Raw genomic sequence first — 16,359 nt, forward strand, 5'->3', positions numbered from 1 at the left:
CAGCAGAACCATCAGCTGAGCAATGGATCCAGGAAGCTGAGCGGCCTTGCCATGGTCGCCGAAAAGCCGAGGATGCCGCGGTCCCGGTAGCTGTAGAGCAGCGTGTCGTCGGTGTCCAGCAGGAAGGTGCCGCCCCGCTGGGTGAGGAAGTCGTTGCGCGACACGTAGGTGCTCCAGTGGCCCAGCACTTCCGTCATGTTGCGCAGGCGCACCGTAGCCAGCTCGAAGGGTCGCTGGAACCCGGTCCCGCCTGCTCTGGCGAAGAACGACCCCTTGATCGGCGGCAGGGGTCCCGCCTGGATGGTCTCCTCGTCGGCGATCCGCTGGGGAGCGCTGCGATCACCTGTGTAGCCACGCAGCACCTCGGCCAGGGTGCCGGGGGACCCGATGCCGGCGCACATCAGCAGCAGGTTCGGCCACGGCCCGCCGATCTGCTGGAGCCCCTCGTAGAGCCCCAGGGCCCGATGTAGCTGGGGTTCGGCGTCCACCTCGAGGCATTCGAGTGGAAACCCCGTGAAGGCGTAGAAGCGCTGGCGGCCCGCCTCGTCGCCGATACCGATCGCCAGCACGGCGATGCCGGCAGACTCCAGCTTCGGCAGGACCGGCACCAGGGCCTGGGCGTATTCGAGGCTGTCGAAATCCCCCAGCTGGCTGAGCAGCAGCACGAGTCGGCGCTGGCCACGCCCCATCCCGTCTACTCCCGTCAGCCGCTCAAGCAGGGGAGCAGGTGCAGGCGGGCATGCCTCGCTGCCGGCTGGATCGGCGGTCGTGGGATCGGAGCTGGGCACAGGGAACGCGACGGTCAAGGCAGGACCATGGTGGCGCGCTCCAGAAACGCCTCGGCGCTGGAGCTCAATGCATCCCGCCGCTGCGGGTCCATCCGATCCAGCAGGCGCACCATCATCGAGAGGCGGGGGTTGGCCTGGAAGAAGGCGCGGTGGCCGTTGATGAAGCGCCAGTAGAGGCCGTCCCAGATCTCGCACCAGGGTCCGCGCTTGAAATCTCCCATCTTGAGGATGTAGTTGGAGCCGCAGATGTAGGGCTTGGTGGCAAAGATGCCGCCGTCACTCATCTGGCCCATGCCGTAGACGTTCGGACCCATCACCCACTCATAGGAATCCAGGTAGCGCTCCATGAACCAGCGCTGCACTTCTGCTGGGTGGATCTCGCAGAGCAGCATCAGGTTGCTGATCACCATCAGCCGCTCGATGTGGTGGTTGTAGCCCGTGCGGTTCAGCCGCTCGATCGCCGCATCCAGCGGAGGCAGGCCGGTGCTGCCGTCGGTCCAGCAGGGCGCCAGCCGGCGCCGGTGGTTCCAGAAGTTGCGGCTGGCCTGGGTCTCGCCATGCACGCGATCGATGCCGCGCACGAACTCACGCCAGCCGATCACCTGGCGCAGGAACCCCTCCAGCGAGGCGATCGGCACCGGCTGTTCACCGTTCTGCCGTCGCTGCACGTGGGCCAGGGTGGCCTCGATCACTCCAGCTGGACTGAGTAGACCGATGTTGAGCAGGGGAGAGAGCAGCGAATGGTGCAGGGTGCCCAGACGCGCACTCAGAGCGTCCTCGTAGGGGCCGAATCCCTCGAGCCGGTCCTGGAGAAACCGCTGCAGCCAGGCGTCGGCCCCGGCGTGATCGAAAGGAATCCAGAGTTCCCCCAGCACTCCGGGGTGGGCGGCGAAGTGGCTGGTGATCAGCTGCCGCACCGCCGGTTCATGGGGGCTGGCCGTCACAGCCGGCAGGGTCGGCTCCTGGTAGCCCTTCGGCAGTCGGCGGCGGTTCTCGGCGTCGAAGCTCCAGCGGCCACCGCTGGGGGTCCCGTCGGCTTCGAGCAGCAGCCCCAGGCGCCGGCGCTGCCGCTCGTAGAAGGTCTTCATGAAGGGGCGGCGACGTCCTTCGAACCAGGCCCGACTCTCGGCAACGGATTCAAGGAATGCGGGTGAGGGCAGCACGGTCAGCCGCACCAGGTGCTTCCGGCAGAAGCGATGCAGCCTCTGCTCGAATCTGCGGTCGGCGATCTCCGCCACCTGCAGCTCCCCGCCTTCGCCCAGCTCCGCCGCCAGCCGCTCCCAGAACGAAACACCCGCCGAAGCCGCCAGCTCGAAATAGCGCACCGCCAGCCCCCGCTCGACCAGGGCGTCGCGGAAGCTGCGCATCGCCACGAAGGTGTGGAGCAGGCGCAGCTGGTGGTACCGGTAGGTGGAGGCCACCGCAAGGTCTTCGATCATCAGCACTCGGCTCCCGGCAGCGAGCTGCAGCGGTGAGGGGGGGAACCACTCGCGGTGCAGCTGATCGCCGAGGATCAGGGTCAGGACCATCGCTGGCGGTGCATCTGCTGGAGGTCATAGCGGCGCACCTGACGGTCCAGATCCAAGCGGAGCGGCAGGCCTCCAAAGCTGAGCGCACTGGAGCCCGTCATGATGAGCGACGGATCCGAGCTGAGGCGTCCAACGATGAGAATTGACCACACCCTGCGGCGTCGTCCCCTCAGGTCGGCCGTTGCCCTGCTTGAAACCGTCCGCGATCCGGCCACGGTGGTGGTGAAGGGTCTGCCGGTGATGGAGATTCTCAACGACTCACCGCTCGGGGAGATCCCGCGCAGCCGGCTTCTGCAGGATCCCAGCCTGGTGGCACTCGCCGCTGAGCGCTGTCAGGGGGAGTGGCCGCAACCCGAACGCCTGCGTGCCATGCCGCCAGGAATCCCTAGATGGTGGTTGACCAGTGGCCTGGAAGCGCCAAGATCATCGCCGTGCGCAACCAGAGCATCCGCAACGGCAGGGCAGCAGACGGGACCCGATACTGCTTAACGAGTCTGCGCACCAGCATCAAGCCCCCTGCTGCTCAGCCTGAACATCAACGCCCTGCGGCTGGAGGGGATCTGGTCGATGGCTGAGGGCATGACTGGCCTACGACATCATGGGGCTGATAAGGCTGCTGGGCTGGCGGCGAGAGCCGGCCACAACCTTCCAGTCAGGATAGCTTCTGTAGGACCTTCCCAAACTGAAGATGCAGGTTCCATCTGCTCTCAATCACGGAGATACCCTCACAGAGATATCGATGTCTCGGATCGGGGCGGTAACCCAGTCGAACCCCGTCCCGGGCCCGTTCCGGAACACGTAGAGTTCTACATGAGGGGCGGAATTGTAGCCAGTACTCGTACGTATCAGGTTTGCCATGAAGTTACTTGAATCCGGTAACTTCACCGAGTCGAAAGTGTTGTTGGTGTATCGGGTTTGGATATAGAGTTTTCCTAAATCGCCGAACGGAAGGCCGGGCAGTGCGCGGGGTTCAATGTTGAAGCCAAGAAAATCATTGTAGAATGCACCTAGTGGCTGGTCTCCAACAGCCATGAGCCCAAGCACTCCGCCGGCTCCGAATGTGCTTCCTGGTGCGCTCGCCGTTTTCCCACCGATCTCGAATTTCACCTGATCAGGGGTATGGCTGTGGGTGGTGCTGGACGTGTTGGGGTATTGCGGGGAGTCGATCTCCATCATTAAATAGAGCGTTTCGCTGCTTCCAAGGCCGGCACGACTCAGTATCGCCGGATCGACGCCACTGAAATCGATTTCTGCCTTCACTTCATATCGGTAAGTATCTGCTTTTGCGGTATTTGCTCCGACCGTCAGGAGAAATGCAGTGGTAACGGTGGAAAGTGCTTTGGTAAAATTCATGTCATAGTCTCTTTTGAAAGTAGGCTGGAGGCGTACAAAGACATCTCAGAAGCGCTTCTTCATGCCATTGAAGTGCCGAGGTTCGGGATTGCCAGACAGGCGAAAGGGAAACTCAACCGCTACTACCTAGATTGAATATTAGCTGGGGATCGACGATCAGTCAATGCGACACCCGGAAGCTCAGCGGCCTTAAGGAACCTCTGATCAAGACGCCTTAAGGAACCTCTGATCAAGACGCCTTAAGGAACCTCTGATCAAGACGCCTTAAGGAACCTCTGATCAAGACGCCTTAATCCGAATAATCTAGTCTCATTCTCATCAATGAGACGATACTGAGCAGATTTAGCCCACTTTTCGCTCAGAGAAGCCCTTGAAAAGACTTCAGGCAGTTCCCACCATTCGTTTTGGCTTGATTTCTGGATGATTATCGGTCTTTAGACACACTATACCCTTGCTTTACGCTGAATCAGGTATCCGTTCCCGTACCATCCAGAGGTTTGCCAGGGCAAAGAGCAACTTCAGCTTGAGGTCGTTCTTGCGGATACCTCTGTAGAAGACCTTCCGGAAGCCGAACTGACATTTGATGATTCGAAAGGGATGTTCCACTTTGGCGCGGAAGTGGGCTTTCGCCGTCTCAATCAGATCAAGAAGCCTGCCCTCAGGTGTCTCTGGAAGCACTCTGCGCTGGCCGGGCTTCATCGCAATCCTGAACTCAGCCTCGCAGTCCTGGAAGTCGTTTCGTTTCTCGATGCCGATGTGGCCGGCATCGCCGTAGATGAGGCGTTCATCCCCATGGAGCCGTTCAGCTGCTGTGTTCAGCTCATGAACATTGGCGGCGGCGCTCTCAACAGAGTGGACCAGGCCAGATGCGGCATCAACTCCGATGTGGCAGCGCATTCCAAAGAACCACTGCTTGCCCTTGGCCACTGAGTGCATGTCAGGATCCCTCTCCTTGGCCTTGTTCTTGGTGGAGCTGGGGGCATTGATTATCGTGGCATCAAGGATCGTTCCTTCCCTCAGCATCACTCCTCTCTCGCTAAGCATCTGGTTCACACCCTCAAGAATCTGCTCCGCGATCCGGTGCTCTTCCAGCAGATGGCGAAAGTTGAGAATCGTCGTCTCATCAGGGATCCGGCCATCCATCGTCTCGATCCCTGCGAAGCGGCGGAAGCAGGGCGTATCGATCAGCATCTCCTCCATCAATGGATCTGAAAGCGTGAACCACTGCTGCAGCAGATGGATCCGCAGCATCACCTCCAAAGGAATCGGCGGACGACCTCCTTTGCTGGAGGGCTTGTGATACACGGGCTCAATCAAGGCCAGAAACGCTTCCCAGGGAACCGTGGCCTCCATCTCATCCAAGAAGCGCTGGCGGCGCGTCCTCTTTTTGGCGTAGATCTGCTCGTAGTCCGTGAAGCCCAGCTGGAGAGGGTCGGCCATCCGTTCCAGTCTCAGTCTTGGATCTGGACTGATTTTAGCGGGTTTTTCAGGGGTTCCTTAAGAGTTCGCTGAAAAATCCCATCCCCTCTTTGAAAATTGGGCAATAACCCAGTTGTGATGCGAGGTCAACAGGAGCGCAGAGGCTCTCTATTCACCGACGTCTTGAGCGAGAAGCGGATTCCGGCCAATCACCTGCTCAGGCGGATCCCAGGCCTGCCTAAACGTGTGATCAAACCGTGTCTGGCGCAGCGTGCATGCCTCCCACAGACGATTTCATTCGCACGGCCTTGGCCGTGGCGCTCTCCGATGGGCTGCTCAGCGTGGAGGAAGTGGCCCTGCTCAGGCGTTGGGGGATGTTCTCGAGGCAGGACAGGAGCCGCTGCGACACTGGCTCGACGACCTGCAGCCTGATGAGCCGTCGGTCGCCCGATTTCTGATTCGCCTCATCCCCCCACAGTGTCTCCTCGAGCGGGATGTGGCCATCTTCGGCAGGAAGCTCCTGCACATCCCACCGATGTGCAAGATCAACCCCCTGTATGAGGAACTGATGGCCCTGCGTTTTCGGGCCTTGTGTCCCCTCGAGGAGGAGGCCAGCTCCATTGAAGAGGCTGAACAAAGCTGAGGGGGGAGATCCACCCATCGAGCCTCGCAGCCTGGAGGTGCCATGGTCTTGAATTGGGCTTGGCATCAGCACGGTTCCCGATCACGAGTCCTCCCCTGGTTCTGGTTCACGGCTTGCTCGACAGCCCAGCGGTGTTCAACAAGCTCCGGCAGGCGCTGGGGGAGCGACGACCGCATCTGTTGATCCCTGCCCTTCCCCTGCGCTTTGGCCTCACCCCGATCGAACAGGCGGCTGAGCTGCTCGGTGGCCACATTCAGGCAACCTTCGGGATGGAGCAGCCGATCGACCTGCTGGGCTTTTCGATCGGTGGGGTCATTGCCCGCAGCTGGATCCAGCTGCTGGAGGGACACCAGCGCACCCGGCGCTTCATCAGCGTTGGCAGTCCCCAGCAGGGAACGCTCACGGCTCAGCCCTGGCCTGGGCGCGTGTTCAAAGGCATCGCTGGTCTGAAGTGGGGCAGCGGCCTGCTGGAGCGCCTCAACAGCAACCTCGACACCCTCCACCGGATCGAGTGCCACAGCTTCTACTCCGCCATCGATCTGGCCGTGCTGCCGGGATGGCGCGCCGTCCTGCCGATCGGCGCTCGCACGGAGCTGCCGGTGGCGACCCATCCCCAGCTGCTGCGTGATCAGGCCGCCATCAGGCCCCTGGCCCAGGAATTGCTCCGGGCCTGATGCCGACCTGTTAAGGCCACCCGCCAATAGCGTTGATCAGTACGGCGGCTGAACTGTTGATGGGCTGGGTTGCCGTTTCAATCTTGGTGCGCTGGCTGCTGGGCTGGGTCCTGGGTCTGCGCCTACCCGTTCTTCCGGCCGGCTCGCCTGTTGAACCGCTCTCGGTGTCGGTGCTGATCCCCGCCCGCAACGAGGAGTCGACGCTTCCGCATCTGCTCGATGGTCTCGCCCGACAGAGTCTCAGGCCCCTGGAAGTGATCGTGATCGACGATCACTCCAGTGATCGCACCACCGCCATCGCCACCGAGCCCCGCTCTGGTCTGCCCGTCCGTGTGCTGCCCTCGCCATCGTTGCCGCAAGGCTGGTGCGGCAAGACCTGGGCGTTGCACAACGGTGTGCTGGCCAGCCGCGGCGAGCTGCTGGTCTTCCTCGATGCCGACACCGAACCCGGGCCTGAGTTCCTTGAGCGGCTGGTGGCGGTTCATCAGCAGCTCGGTGGGCTGGTGTCGGTGCAGCCGTATCACCGCACTGAGAAGCCCTATGAGCAGCTCTCGTTGCTGTTCAACCTGGTGGGGCTGCTGGCCGTTCCCCTGGGACCCGCCTGTGGGGTGGCCTTCGGGCCGGCGATGGCCACCAGCCGCGCCGACTATGACCGCAGCGGCGGTCACGCGGCCGTCGCTGGCAAGGTGGTCGAAGACTGGTTTCTGGCCCATGCCTATGAAAAGGTCGATCTGCCGGTGAGTGCTTTCCTTGGCTATGGCCAGATGTCTTACCGCATGTATCCGGGCGGTCTGAACGACATGGTGGTGGGGTTCGACAAGAACTTCGCCACCGCGGCCGGTGAAGTGCGCTGGAGCTGGATGCTGGCGGTGGTGCTCTGGCTCTCCGGACTGTTCTGGGCCGCCTGGTGCCTGCCGGCCTCCCTGCTGGGCTGGCCGCTGGTGGGTGACCGCGCCCTGCTCAGCAACGTGCTGGTCTACGGGGCCTATGTGCTTCAGCTGCTGGTGATCACCCGGCCCGTTGGGCGCTTCGGCTGGATCAACCTGCTGTTCCCCATTCCGGTGCTGTTTTTCCTCGGGGTGTTCCTGATGGCGATCCTCAACCTCAAGCGGGGCCAGGTGCGCTGGAAGGGTCGCCTATTCAGTACGCGCTGATGGCATCGCTCAGCGGTTTCGGTGCAGTGGCCGCCTCAGTGAGCCTGTGGCTCCTCTGGTCGGTCGTGATCGGGGCGCTCGCCAATCAGCTGCCGGATCGGCTGCTTGGCCGGCATGACCCGCATCAGTCTGATCACCTGGGTGCGGAGCCGCTGCGGATCTACGAACGATGGCTGGGGATCCGGGTCTGGAAGCCCTGGATTCCGGATGCCGGCGATGCCCTGCCGGGGGGTATCCGCAAGGCGAGCCTGGCCCGTCGCGACCCTTTGGCCCTGCAACGGCTGAGCCTGGAGACCAGGCGGGCGGAGCTGGTGCACTGGGCGCTCTGGCCCGCCTGGATCGTCACCGCCCTGTGGCTGCCGCCGGCCGGGGTGCTGATCAACCTGATCTTCGCCACCCTGTTCAACCTGCCGTGCCTGCTGCTGCAGCGCTACAACCGCCTGCGCCTCTGCAGGACCCTGAGGAGGCTCTCGAGCTAGCGCCTCTCGAGCCGGCAGCCCTGACCAGCGGCTGCACCCGTCAACGGCACACGAGCTCAGCCTCCAACTCCAGGGCCACCGCCAGGCCCTCGTCTTCCACGTGCCTGGCCACCACCAGCCGGTGCACGCCTTCTTCGGTCACGAAGCCATCCTGGGCCGGATCAAAGGTGGCGCAGGCGCGCAGCTGGATGGCCAGGGTGATGCGGCGGGCTTCACCGGCGGCCAGGAGCAGGCGCTGAAACGCCACCAGGGTTCGAGCCGGACGCTCCACCTCCCGAGCGGGTGGTTCCAGGTACAGCTGGACCACCTCCCCCGCCTCCATGTCGCCTGTGTTGGTGATGGTCACGCACGCCTGCAGCTGAGTCATCCGGCCATCAGCGCGCTGGATCTCGGCTGTCAGGTGCGACGCCATGAACTGGCTGTAGGACAACCCGAAGCCGAACGGAAACGCCGCAGGATGGCCGTCACGCTGCAGGCGCCGGTAGCCATGCCAGAGGTCGTAGACGACCATTGGGGCTCGGGGCTCGAACGGCGGCAGGTGGGAGGCCTGGGACGGCACGGAGAAGGGCAGGCGGCCGGACGGCGACATCCGGCCGAGCAGCACATCGGCCAGGGCCGCGCCCCCTTGCTCGCCCGGATACCAGAGCATCAGCAGTCCTGGAACCAGCTGCCGCCAGTCCTCGATCAGCATGGCGCCACCGCCCATCAGCACCACCACGGTGCGTGGATTGGCGGCGGCGACCTGGCGGATCAGGGCCACCTGATCCGCGGGAAGGGTCAGGTCGGTGCGATCACCGGCGGCAAAATCACCACCCTGGCGGGCTGAGGCGAAGCTGGTGATCCAGGCGAGCAGGTTGGCCACTGGTCGCCACTGCGGCATCAACCGGCGCCGCCCCAGCAAGCGCACCATCCAGTCGGGAGGCGGGACCAGGCGCAGGATCGGCGCGATGTCCCCCGGGTGGATGTGCTCCCCCTCCAGGCGCCAGTCCAGACCGGCCACCACCACGGCGGCGTCGCAGTGCACCGCCAGCTCCGCCGCTGCCTGGGGGCTGCTGCCGCTGGCCTGCTCGATCCGCAGATCCGGAGCGGCTGCCCGCAAGCCCTCCAGTGGCGTCAGCACCGCTCCGGGCAGGGGTCTGGTGTCTGAGGATCCCCGATCCCCCAGGTTGGCCATCGACGCCAGGCTGCCGATCACGGCCAGTGAGGTCAGGCCGGTGAAGGGCAGCACCTGCCCCTCGTTGCGCAGCAACACGATCGAGTTGGTGGCCGCTTCGCGGGCCAGGGCCCGATGCGCCTCGCAGGAGCGGAGCGATGCGGGGTACGTCCCGGGGGGCACGCCCAGCTGCACCTGCAGCAGCCGCAGCACGGCCTCGTCGACACACTGCATCGGCACACGGCCGTCGGCCACGGCCTCGGGCAGGCACCCGGCAAAGACCATGCGGAAGGGCATTTCCAGGTCTTGCCCGGCCAGCATTGCGGCGACGCCATCACGCACGCCGAAGATGAAATCGCTGACCACGAAGCCGCCGAATCCCCAGCGCTCCTTGAGGATCCGCCGCAGCAGTTGTGCATGCTGGCCGCACCAGAGGCCGTTGACCTGGTTGTAGGCGCTCATCATTGAGCCGGCGCCGGCGTCCACGCAGTCGCGGAAGTGGGGGAGATAGAGCTCATGCAGCACGCGCTCGCTGACCTGTACGTCGACTAGGAAACGGGAGCTGTCGATCGAGTTGAGGGCGAAGTGCTTGACGCAGGCCACGGCATGGCGTTCCAGCCCCCGGGTCATGGCGGCCCCCATGGCGCCCACGTGCACCGGGTCCTCCCCGTAGGTCTCCTGGGCCCTCCCCCAGCCGGGGTGGCGGAGGAGGTTGATGCACACCCCGGCCACCCAGTTGGCCTTGAAGGAACGGGCCTCGCGGCCGATGGCCTCACCGATGCGTTCCTCCAGATCGGGATCCCAGCAGGCACCCCGGGCCATCGGCACGGGAAAGGTGGTGGCCCCACCCTCCAGCACCACGCCGCGGGGGCCATCGACGAACTGAAGCCCGGACAGGCCAAGACGGGGCACCTGCCCCGCCGGCCACGGATGGCGGTGGGAGGCCTGATGGAGGGCGATGTCCGCCATGCCGGACCAGAATGGGGTGTCACCGTCGAGCAGCTCCAGCTTCTCGGCCGTGGTGAGCTCCGCCAGCAGCTCCAGGGCCCGGGCCTGGATTGATGCTCCTGGGTCCTTCATCGCCATCCTCCAGAGCATCGATGTCCGTCCAGCTATAGGCCTTGGTTGAGGCGTGGTTGAGGGCTGCTGGGGTCTCTCAATACTGAATACGGATCAGTTGGTCGAAGCGGAAGGGCGTCTTCTCATCGGGTCTGGTCCCCAGTTCCTGGTTCAGCTTCATGCTCTCGACCCCAAGGTCGTACCCAGTTCTCTGTGGGTCGCAGTTGTCTGAGCGGAGGTCCTGGCGATGTTTCTCAGCTATGGCATCCGTCGATCGGGCGGGGGCACTGCCGAGTTGCTTCAAGAGCTGCTCTGAACGCTGGATGCACTCCTGAGTCTGTGCGGTCGCAGGCAATCCTGTTGCTGTCACGACGGCGCAGATGATGAAGACGAAGCTTTTCAAGCAACCACGACCAGATATTCCGTCCATTTCTAGTGTTCCGTCCCGGAAATAGCCGGTAGAATATGGAGTGTCTCCTCTGGGAGTAGTTCCATGCCTGTGGGTCGCCCCATGGCTCCGCTGGAGCTGTCGGCAGACGAGGTGAGTCAACTCAAGAGCCTCGCTGGATCGCGGACCTTGCCGCATTCGATCGTTCAGCGCGCCCAGATCGTTTTGGCCTGTGCTGCTGGTGAGACCAATACAGCCGTGGCAGAACGCTTCTGCGTCAGGGGCTCAACGGTGGGCAAGTGGCGCCAGCGCTACCTCGATCTGGGCATCGAGGGACTGCACGACGAGCTCAGGCCTGGCCGACCTCGCACCTACGAGGACGACAGGGTGGCCGAGGTGATCAACCGGGCCCTGCAGACCAAGCCAACCGATGGCAGCACCCACTGGAGTGCTCGGACTTTGGCTGCAGCGACTGGCATCTCCAAGACCACGGTTCACCGCTGGCTGCAGACCTTCTCGGTGCAGCCCCACCGGCAAAAGCACTTCAAGCTGTCGACGGATCCGTTCTTTGTCGAAAAGGTCCGCGACATCGTTGGCCTGTACCTGAACCCGCCCGACAAGGCGATGGTGCTCTGCGTCGACGAAAAGACACAGATCCAGGCTCTCGACCGCACCCAGCCGCTGCTGCCCATGGGCCTGGGCTACGTGGAAGGCGTCACCCACGACTACATCCGCCACGGCACCACCACCCTGTTCGCGGCTTTGGACGTGGGCACAGGAGAAGTGATCACCCAGTGCAAACCCCGCCACCGGCACCAGGAGTTCCTGGGGTTCCTCAGGCAGATCGAGAAGTCCGTCCCCGAGGATCTGGACGTGCACCTGATCGTGGACAACTACTGCACCCACAAGCACGTCAAGGTCCGTGCCTGGCTTGCCCAGCGGCCCCGCTTCCACGTGCACTACACCCCCACCTACGCCTCCTGGCTCAACCAGGTCGAGCGCTGGTTTGGGATCATCACGCAGCGGGCGATCCGACGCGGCAGCTTCTCCAGCGTCAAGGAGCTGATCGCCAAGATCGAGCAGTTCGTGGCCGCCTACAACAAGACCAAGGTACCGTTCAACTGGACGGCAACAGCGGATTCAATCCTGGAGAAGCTCCAGCGGCTTTGTGCACAAATCTCCGGGACAGGACACTAGGTACGCTTCGTCCATTTCAAGGTACGCTCCGTCAGTTTCAAGATACGTTCCGTCGGTCGCTTCGGCCTCGCTGCATGTCAAGGGGCTCTCCTCCCGCCAGGCTCCTGGGACGGAAGAGCATCAGTCCCATCGCAATCAGGAAGAAACCGGGTCAGAGCCGGATCGCACCCCACCAGTGCCCGGGCTTGGGCGGAGTCGGGCTGAAGCAGCTGGAAATCAGCGAATTCGAAGCCCGGCGCCACGCTGCACCCCACCAGGACAGCCTCGCTGATCGGTTCCGCCGCCTGCCAGTGTCCGGCTGGAATCACATGGCAGAAGGTGTTGGCTTCAGCTGAAAGCGTGATGCAGCTGGGGGCCTGGCTTGTGCCATCCCAGCTGTAGAGATTCAGCCCCCTGCCCCGGTAGAGGTTCCAGACCTCATCAGAGGCCACCTGATGAAACAGGCTGCGTTCACCCGTCCGGAGCTCGAAATAGATGTGGGTGAGAGCGCGGCGATCATCCTCTGTGGGGGTGCTCACGCGATTGCCTGATCGAAACACTTCTCGGAACCGGCCCCCTTCTGGGTGGTCGATCAGATCCAGGGGTTGCATGGGGTGGTCGGCCGTGACCCAAGCCTAGATCGGTGCTGCCGCAGCATTGCCGCTGCGCAGCTCACGAGGCCATGGCCCTAGGGTTTGGGCCCCCAGTCCCAACTCCTTGATGCAGAGCTCGATGCGACCGGCCGGAGGTGATGGACCAGGAGCTGGCTTTCAACTGATCGCAGCCGTGGCCGTGGCGCTGCTGATCCTGCTCACTCAAACCATCTTCATCGTCCCCGCCGGCACCGTGGCCGTCGTCACTACCCTTGGTCGGGTGACGGGCGGTCAGCGCAGCCCGGGCCCCAACATCAAGGTGCCGCTGATTCAGGCCACGTCCTTTTTCGATGTGCGCACCCAGGTTCGACCTGAGCAGTTCTCCACCCTCACCAAGGATCTGCAGGTGATCGAAGCCACCGCCACGGTGAAGTACTCGATCAAGCCGCAGGAAGCAGGTCGGATCTTCGAGACGATCGCCACCGAAAACCAGCAGATCTATCCGCGAATCATTCAGCCATCGCTGCTGAAAGCACTTAAATCTGTGTTCTCCCAGTACGAGCTGGTGACCATCGCCACCGAGTGGAACAGCATCTCTGAGCTTGTTCAGGACATGGTGGCCCAGGAACTGAGCAAGTTCGACTACGTGAAGGTGCAGGGACTTGACCTCACCGGATTGCAGATCGCCGAGGAATATCGCTCGGCCATTGAGCAGAAACAGATCGCCGATCAACGGCTCTTGCGCGCCCAGACCGAAGTGAAGATCGCTGAGCAGGAAGCCAAGCGTTACCAGATCCTCAACTCCAGCCTGGATGATCAGGTGCTCTTCAAGCTCTTCCTCGACAAATGGGACGGGCAGACCTCCGTCGTTCCGGCCCTGCCCGGCACGGTGGGTGGCGGCACGCCGGTGATCGTCAACGGTCGCCGCTGATTGTCAGGCGGAAAGGAAACCGAGGATCACCACAGCCCCGGCTCAGTCGTAACGGCAGGCCGGGGTCAGCCCCGGCACCGTGAATTCCTGGAACCAGAGGAAGTCGCGGCTTCTCCAGCCGAGATCAAACGGCGCGGTCGAAGCCCATTCTCCAGCCTCCAGCTGGAAGTGTGAGCTCAGGTACTCCGGCACCAGGGCTTCCACCTCCTGCTGTCCCTCGCTCTCTTCCTCTGGAAAGAGTCGATCCAGGTAAAGCACCGCAAAGATCGCGGCTTCCTCGTCTACCACCACCACCTCGAAGGGGCCGTCCTCGGCCGGCAGGGGGGTGACTTCGAAGAATTCATCCCGCTCGAGCGGATCCGCCGGTGCCTTCTCCATCAAGGCCGCCAGGGCCTGCTTGAAGCGATCAAGGGTCACGCGGGGTCAGCTGCGGCAGTCCCTGCATCCTCGCCCTGCCCCCCAGGCCCCAGAGCCAAAGCGTTACAGCCAGCCCATGCAGAAGGACCGGCGGCCAGAGGGAGCCGGTGGCTCCGTAGGCCAGCACACAGGCCATCCCCAGCAGGGTGCACTGGCTCAGGAAGCGCCCGTCGCGGAACACCCCTCGCCCCGGTGGGTACCAGCAGCGGGCCGCCACAGGGTGATACAGCACGAACAGGCCCACGCTCAGGGCTCCCCAGGCCACTGCCCCAGCCAGGGAATCCCCCTCGAGCGGATGGGGCAGCAGGGCCACACGGAACAGAAGTTCCTCGCCCAGGGCCGGCATCAGCAGCAGGCCCGGAATGGCCAGCAGCGCCGGACCGAGCGCCTCCAGCCTCCAGGGGCTGAGAAAGCCCGACCGCCAGCCCAGCGGCAGGGCCAGCGCCGCGTAGACCGCCAGGATCGCCAGAGCTCGGCCCAGGGCGGCTGGACCCAGGGGCGCGAACAGGGCATCGCTGAGACGCCGAAGCAGGGTGGAGAGAATCGGGATCTGACCCAGCAGCAGGGTGGGTGCCAGGGGCTCGATCGTGGTGTCCCCTCCCGCCAGCTGGTTGCTGCGCAGGAACCAGAGGCTGGCGCCGTGCTGCAGGAACACCCGCGCCATGTCGTCGTGGGCGCGGCGGGGCAGCATCGAGCGCCAGCTCAGCAGGGCATCGAGCCCCGTTTCGCCCCGCACGAACGCTTCGCCCGCCACCACCGCGGCGTTGTGTCGCCAATCCGGGCGCACTGTGCCGAAGGGGGTGAGCAGCTGGTCGAGGGAGGAGGAGAGGCGCGCCAACTGGCGGAAGGCCTGGCTGGCGTTCTCCTGGGGGTGGGCCTTGAGCCAACGGCGCAGCCCAGGGTCGTCCGCTGCCCGGCGGCGCAGGCGATCGATGGTGATGTAGAGCGCCTGGCTCGAATCCTGCACGCACGAGGTGGACGGAGTCACCGTGGAGACCCCGCTGCCGTCACCACTGCGGTAGCGAGCCATCAGCACCTCCGCCTGGATCGCCAGCTCCCGCAGCAGCGAGAGGGGCTGCCCGTCCACCGTCAGGTCGTCGAAGGGCTTCAGCTTGATCAGCACATCGGAGATCGGCCGTGAGCCCAGCCAGCCCCGCTGCAGATCACCGCTGAAGGCGGTCCAGTCCTGGGTTCCCGCAACGATGCCGTTGGGGTTGTTGGCATAGATCTGGTGATAGTGCAGATCGAAGCGCGGCTCGCCGGTGATGGCATCGCTCACCACCCGCGCTTCCCCGAAGGCGAAGTGGCCGGTCACGGTGAAGCCGCTGATCCGTTCACCCTCCGGCCCACCGATGCCGCCGAAGCTGTGGATCAGCAGGGCCCGATCCCCCAGCCGCCAGCGCTCGCCCAGCAGCACCCGCTTGATCCGCCCCCGTTGCCGGGGGGTGTCGGCCCAGTTGCCGCGCAGGATGTAAGGGATCCCCTGGCGGGCCGCGGGCAGCACGGCATCGGGGCGGAGCAGGTGCAGGGCCCTTGGCTTGATGGCCTGCACCGTGAACAGCCCCTCGGCGTCGGGGGCGCCGTAGAGGTACCACCCCTGGGCGCCCACGGGATTGGAGCTGAGCCCCCGGGGAGTGGAGATCCAGCGGCCGTAGCGATCACGCGGCTGCTGGGGCACACGCACCACATCTTCAGGGCCGCTGAAGTCTCCCTGGCTGGGGCTCCAGTGGCGTACCCGGAAGTGCTCCGGCTCCCCGCTAACGGGGCCAAGGATGCGTCCCAGGCCCACATAGGGCTTCCTGAAGATCTCCAGACCGCTTGCAGTGCAGTGGATCTGGGCACTTCTATGGCGGTATAATGTGCGCAAATCGGCTGGATTGAGCCGAAAAGCTGCACCAAGTTTTCCACATGTACCGCCGCAAGGAAGGCAATCAGCTCTCCTTTGATGATTTCTTCCTCCCATTCGGCGGGAAGCTCTCGGGGGATAACCGCTGGGTGAAGTTGGCGGATCTGATCCCTTGGGATGAGCTGGAGCATCACTACGCCTCGCAGTTTTCAAAGGGGTTCGGAGCGCCTGCCAAGCCTTTTCGCATGGCCCTTGGTGCCTTGATCATCAAGGAGCGCTTGCAGGTCACCGACGAAGAGCTCGTTGAGCAGATCAAGGAAAATCCCTATCTTCAGTTCTTTCTTGGCTTGGAAGGCTTCCAGTTCGAGGCACCGTTTGATCCCTCGATGATGGTGTATTTCCGTCGTCGGCTGCCAGAGAAGACCATCAATGACTGCAACGAGCGGATCGTCCGGCATGGCAAACAACAAATTGCACAGAATAAACAAGGCGACAATGATGATCCTGATGATGGTGACGGATCAGTGCCTGCCGCTCTTGAACGCCCCAGCCAAGATGCGAAGGCGCCCAAGAGGCATCAAGGAATCCTTCTGATTGACGCCACATGCGTGCCCAGCGATATTCGCTATCCCACTGATCTCTCTCTTCTCAATGAAGCCCGCGAAACGACAGAGAAGCTGATTGATGAGATGCACAAGCAAGTGCGTGATGTGTTTGGCCACAAACCAAGAACCAACCGGCGTCAGGCCCGTCGTCA

General features: G+C 63.5%; 16 protein-coding genes and 1 pseudogene. 8 read left to right on the forward strand and 9 right to left on the reverse strand.

Annotated elements, in window-relative coordinates; all coding sequences use genetic code 11:
* Positions 1 to 11 precede the first annotated feature (11 nt).
* The 4 genes from WH5701_RS04185 to WH5701_RS04200 form a co-directional block, all read right to left on the reverse strand.
* Positions 12 to 689, reverse strand: coding sequence for an AhpC/TSA family protein (locus WH5701_RS04185; RefSeq protein ID WP_006170728.1), 678 nt, complete (start codon positions 687 to 689; stop codon positions 12 to 14).
* 113 nt (positions 690 to 802) lie between these two features.
* Positions 803 to 2,317, reverse strand: a complete 1,515-nt coding sequence (locus WH5701_RS04190) for a cryptochrome/photolyase family protein (protein WP_006170729.1) — start codon at positions 2,315 to 2,317, stop codon at positions 803 to 805.
* Positions 2,318 to 3,028: 711 nt separating this feature from the next.
* Complete coding sequence (locus WH5701_RS04195) at positions 3,029 to 3,670, reverse strand: hypothetical protein (protein ID WP_156776538.1); 642 nt, start codon at positions 3,668 to 3,670, stop codon at positions 3,029 to 3,031.
* Positions 3,671 to 4,126: 456 nt separating this feature from the next.
* Positions 4,127 to 5,110, reverse strand: coding sequence for an IS5 family transposase (locus tag WH5701_RS04200; protein ID WP_006170733.1), 984 nt, complete (start codon positions 5,108 to 5,110; stop codon positions 4,127 to 4,129).
* A 254-nt stretch (positions 5,111 to 5,364) separates the two neighbouring features.
* Between WH5701_RS04200 and WH5701_RS17960 the strand changes: the two genes are divergently transcribed.
* From WH5701_RS17960 to WH5701_RS04220, 5 genes are read left to right on the forward strand one after another with little or no spacing between them, the layout of a single operon-like run.
* Positions 5,365 to 5,547 (forward strand): TerB family tellurite resistance protein, encoded by a 183-nt coding sequence (locus WH5701_RS17960; protein WP_006170734.1) that lies wholly within the window; start codon positions 5,365 to 5,367, stop codon positions 5,545 to 5,547.
* Positions 5,544 to 5,732, forward strand: a complete 189-nt coding sequence (locus WH5701_RS18785; protein ID WP_232201844.1) for a Mo-dependent nitrogenase C-terminal domain-containing protein — start codon at positions 5,544 to 5,546, stop codon at positions 5,730 to 5,732. Before WH5701_RS17960 ends, WH5701_RS18785 begins: the two co-directional genes overlap by 4 nt.
* Positions 5,733 to 5,785: 53 nt before the next feature.
* Positions 5,786 to 6,406 (forward strand): triacylglycerol lipase, encoded by a 621-nt coding sequence (locus WH5701_RS04210; RefSeq protein ID WP_006170736.1) that lies wholly within the window; start codon positions 5,786 to 5,788, stop codon positions 6,404 to 6,406.
* 59 nt (positions 6,407 to 6,465) lie between these two features.
* A complete protein-coding gene (locus tag WH5701_RS04215; protein ID WP_006170737.1) occupies positions 6,466 to 7,560 on the forward strand; it encodes a glycosyltransferase family 2 protein in 1,095 nt (364 codons plus the stop codon).
* Entirely contained in the window at positions 7,560 to 8,039 is a 480-nt protein-coding gene (locus tag WH5701_RS04220) for a hypothetical protein (protein ID WP_006170738.1), read from the forward strand. The genes WH5701_RS04215 and WH5701_RS04220 overlap by 1 nt, the downstream gene beginning before the upstream one ends.
* Before the next feature lie 40 nt (positions 8,040 to 8,079).
* Here WH5701_RS04220 and WH5701_RS04225 read toward each other — a convergent pair whose 3' ends face one another.
* Both WH5701_RS04225 and WH5701_RS04230 read right to left on the reverse strand, forming a co-directional pair.
* Positions 8,080 to 10,272, reverse strand: coding sequence for a beta-glucosidase (locus tag WH5701_RS04225; RefSeq protein WP_232201776.1), 2,193 nt, complete (start codon positions 10,270 to 10,272; stop codon positions 8,080 to 8,082).
* A gap of 76 nt (positions 10,273 to 10,348) precedes the next feature.
* Positions 10,349 to 10,654 carry a hypothetical protein gene (locus tag WH5701_RS04230; RefSeq protein WP_006170742.1) on the reverse strand — a complete coding sequence of 102 codons (306 nt, stop codon included), beginning with the start codon at positions 10,652 to 10,654 and terminating at the stop codon, positions 10,349 to 10,351.
* A 90-nt stretch (positions 10,655 to 10,744) separates the two neighbouring features.
* Here WH5701_RS04230 and WH5701_RS04235 point away from each other — a divergent pair, with 90 nt between their 5' ends.
* On the forward strand, positions 10,745 to 11,836 hold the full coding sequence (locus WH5701_RS04235) for an IS630 family transposase (RefSeq protein ID WP_037979344.1): 1,092 nt from the start codon (positions 10,745 to 10,747) through the stop codon (positions 11,834 to 11,836).
* Positions 11,837 to 11,913: 77 nt separating this feature from the next.
* Here WH5701_RS04235 and WH5701_RS04240 read toward each other — a convergent pair whose 3' ends face one another.
* Positions 11,914 to 12,426: a cupin domain-containing protein gene (locus WH5701_RS04240; protein ID WP_006170744.1), complete on the reverse strand. Its 513-nt coding sequence runs from the start codon at positions 12,424 to 12,426 to the stop codon at positions 11,914 to 11,916.
* 109 nt (positions 12,427 to 12,535) lie between these two features.
* On the opposite strand from WH5701_RS04240, the gene WH5701_RS04245 reads away from it, so the two are divergent.
* Positions 12,536 to 13,339, forward strand: a complete 804-nt coding sequence (locus WH5701_RS04245) for a prohibitin family protein (RefSeq protein WP_006170748.1) — start codon at positions 12,536 to 12,538, stop codon at positions 13,337 to 13,339.
* 42 nt (positions 13,340 to 13,381) lie between these two features.
* Here the strand turns inward: WH5701_RS04245 and WH5701_RS04250 are convergent, their stop codons facing one another.
* Entirely contained in the window at positions 13,382 to 13,756 is a 375-nt protein-coding gene (locus WH5701_RS04250; RefSeq protein ID WP_006170749.1) for a hypothetical protein, read from the reverse strand.
* The gene (locus WH5701_RS04255; protein WP_232201778.1) at positions 13,746 to 15,623 is read right to left on the reverse strand and encodes a type II CAAX prenyl endopeptidase Rce1 family protein; all 1,878 of its coding nucleotides are present in this window, start codon (positions 15,621 to 15,623) and stop codon (positions 13,746 to 13,748) included. Before WH5701_RS04255 ends, WH5701_RS04250 begins: the two co-directional genes overlap by 11 nt.
* A 41-nt stretch (positions 15,624 to 15,664) precedes the next feature.
* Here WH5701_RS04255 and WH5701_RS18315 point away from each other — a divergent pair.
* Positions 15,665 to 16,359, forward strand: a pseudogene (locus tag WH5701_RS18315) (IS5-like element ISSysp4 family transposase); the annotation flags it as partial.

It is taken from the genome of Synechococcus sp. WH 5701 (genome assembly GCF_000153045.1).
Classification (GTDB): domain Bacteria; phylum Cyanobacteriota; class Cyanobacteriia; order PCC-6307; family Cyanobiaceae; genus Regnicoccus_A; species Regnicoccus_A antarcticus.

Bases quoted from the DNA above. Each gene is read 5' to 3' on its own strand.
- WH5701_RS04200 (WP_006170733.1), bottom strand. From the start codon at position 5,110: ATGGCCGACCCTCTCCAGCTGGGCTTCACGGACTACGAGCAGATCTAC.
- WH5701_RS04195 (WP_156776538.1), bottom strand. From the start codon at position 3,670: ATGAATTTTACCAAAGCACTTTCCACCGTTACCACTGCATTTCTCCTG.
- WH5701_RS04235 (WP_037979344.1), top strand. From the start codon at position 10,745: ATGCCTGTGGGTCGCCCCATGGCTCCGCTGGAGCTGTCGGCAGACGAG.
- WH5701_RS04225 (WP_232201776.1), bottom strand. From the start codon at position 10,272: ATGAAGGACCCAGGAGCATCAATCCAGGCCCGGGCCCTGGAGCTGCTG.
- WH5701_RS17960 (WP_006170734.1), top strand. From the start codon at position 5,365: ATGCCTCCCACAGACGATTTCATTCGCACGGCCTTGGCCGTGGCGCTC.
- WH5701_RS04190 (WP_006170729.1), bottom strand. From the start codon at position 2,317: ATGGTCCTGACCCTGATCCTCGGCGATCAGCTGCACCGCGAGTGGTTC.
- WH5701_RS04245 (WP_006170748.1), top strand. From the start codon at position 12,536: ATGCAGAGCTCGATGCGACCGGCCGGAGGTGATGGACCAGGAGCTGGC.
- WH5701_RS04240 (WP_006170744.1), bottom strand. From the start codon at position 12,426: ATGCAACCCCTGGATCTGATCGACCACCCAGAAGGGGGCCGGTTCCGA.
- WH5701_RS04215 (WP_006170737.1), top strand. From the start codon at position 6,466: ATGGGCTGGGTTGCCGTTTCAATCTTGGTGCGCTGGCTGCTGGGCTGG.
- WH5701_RS04220 (WP_006170738.1), top strand. From the start codon at position 7,560: ATGGCATCGCTCAGCGGTTTCGGTGCAGTGGCCGCCTCAGTGAGCCTG.
- WH5701_RS04185 (WP_006170728.1), bottom strand. From the start codon at position 689: ATGGGGCGTGGCCAGCGCCGACTCGTGCTGCTGCTCAGCCAGCTGGGG.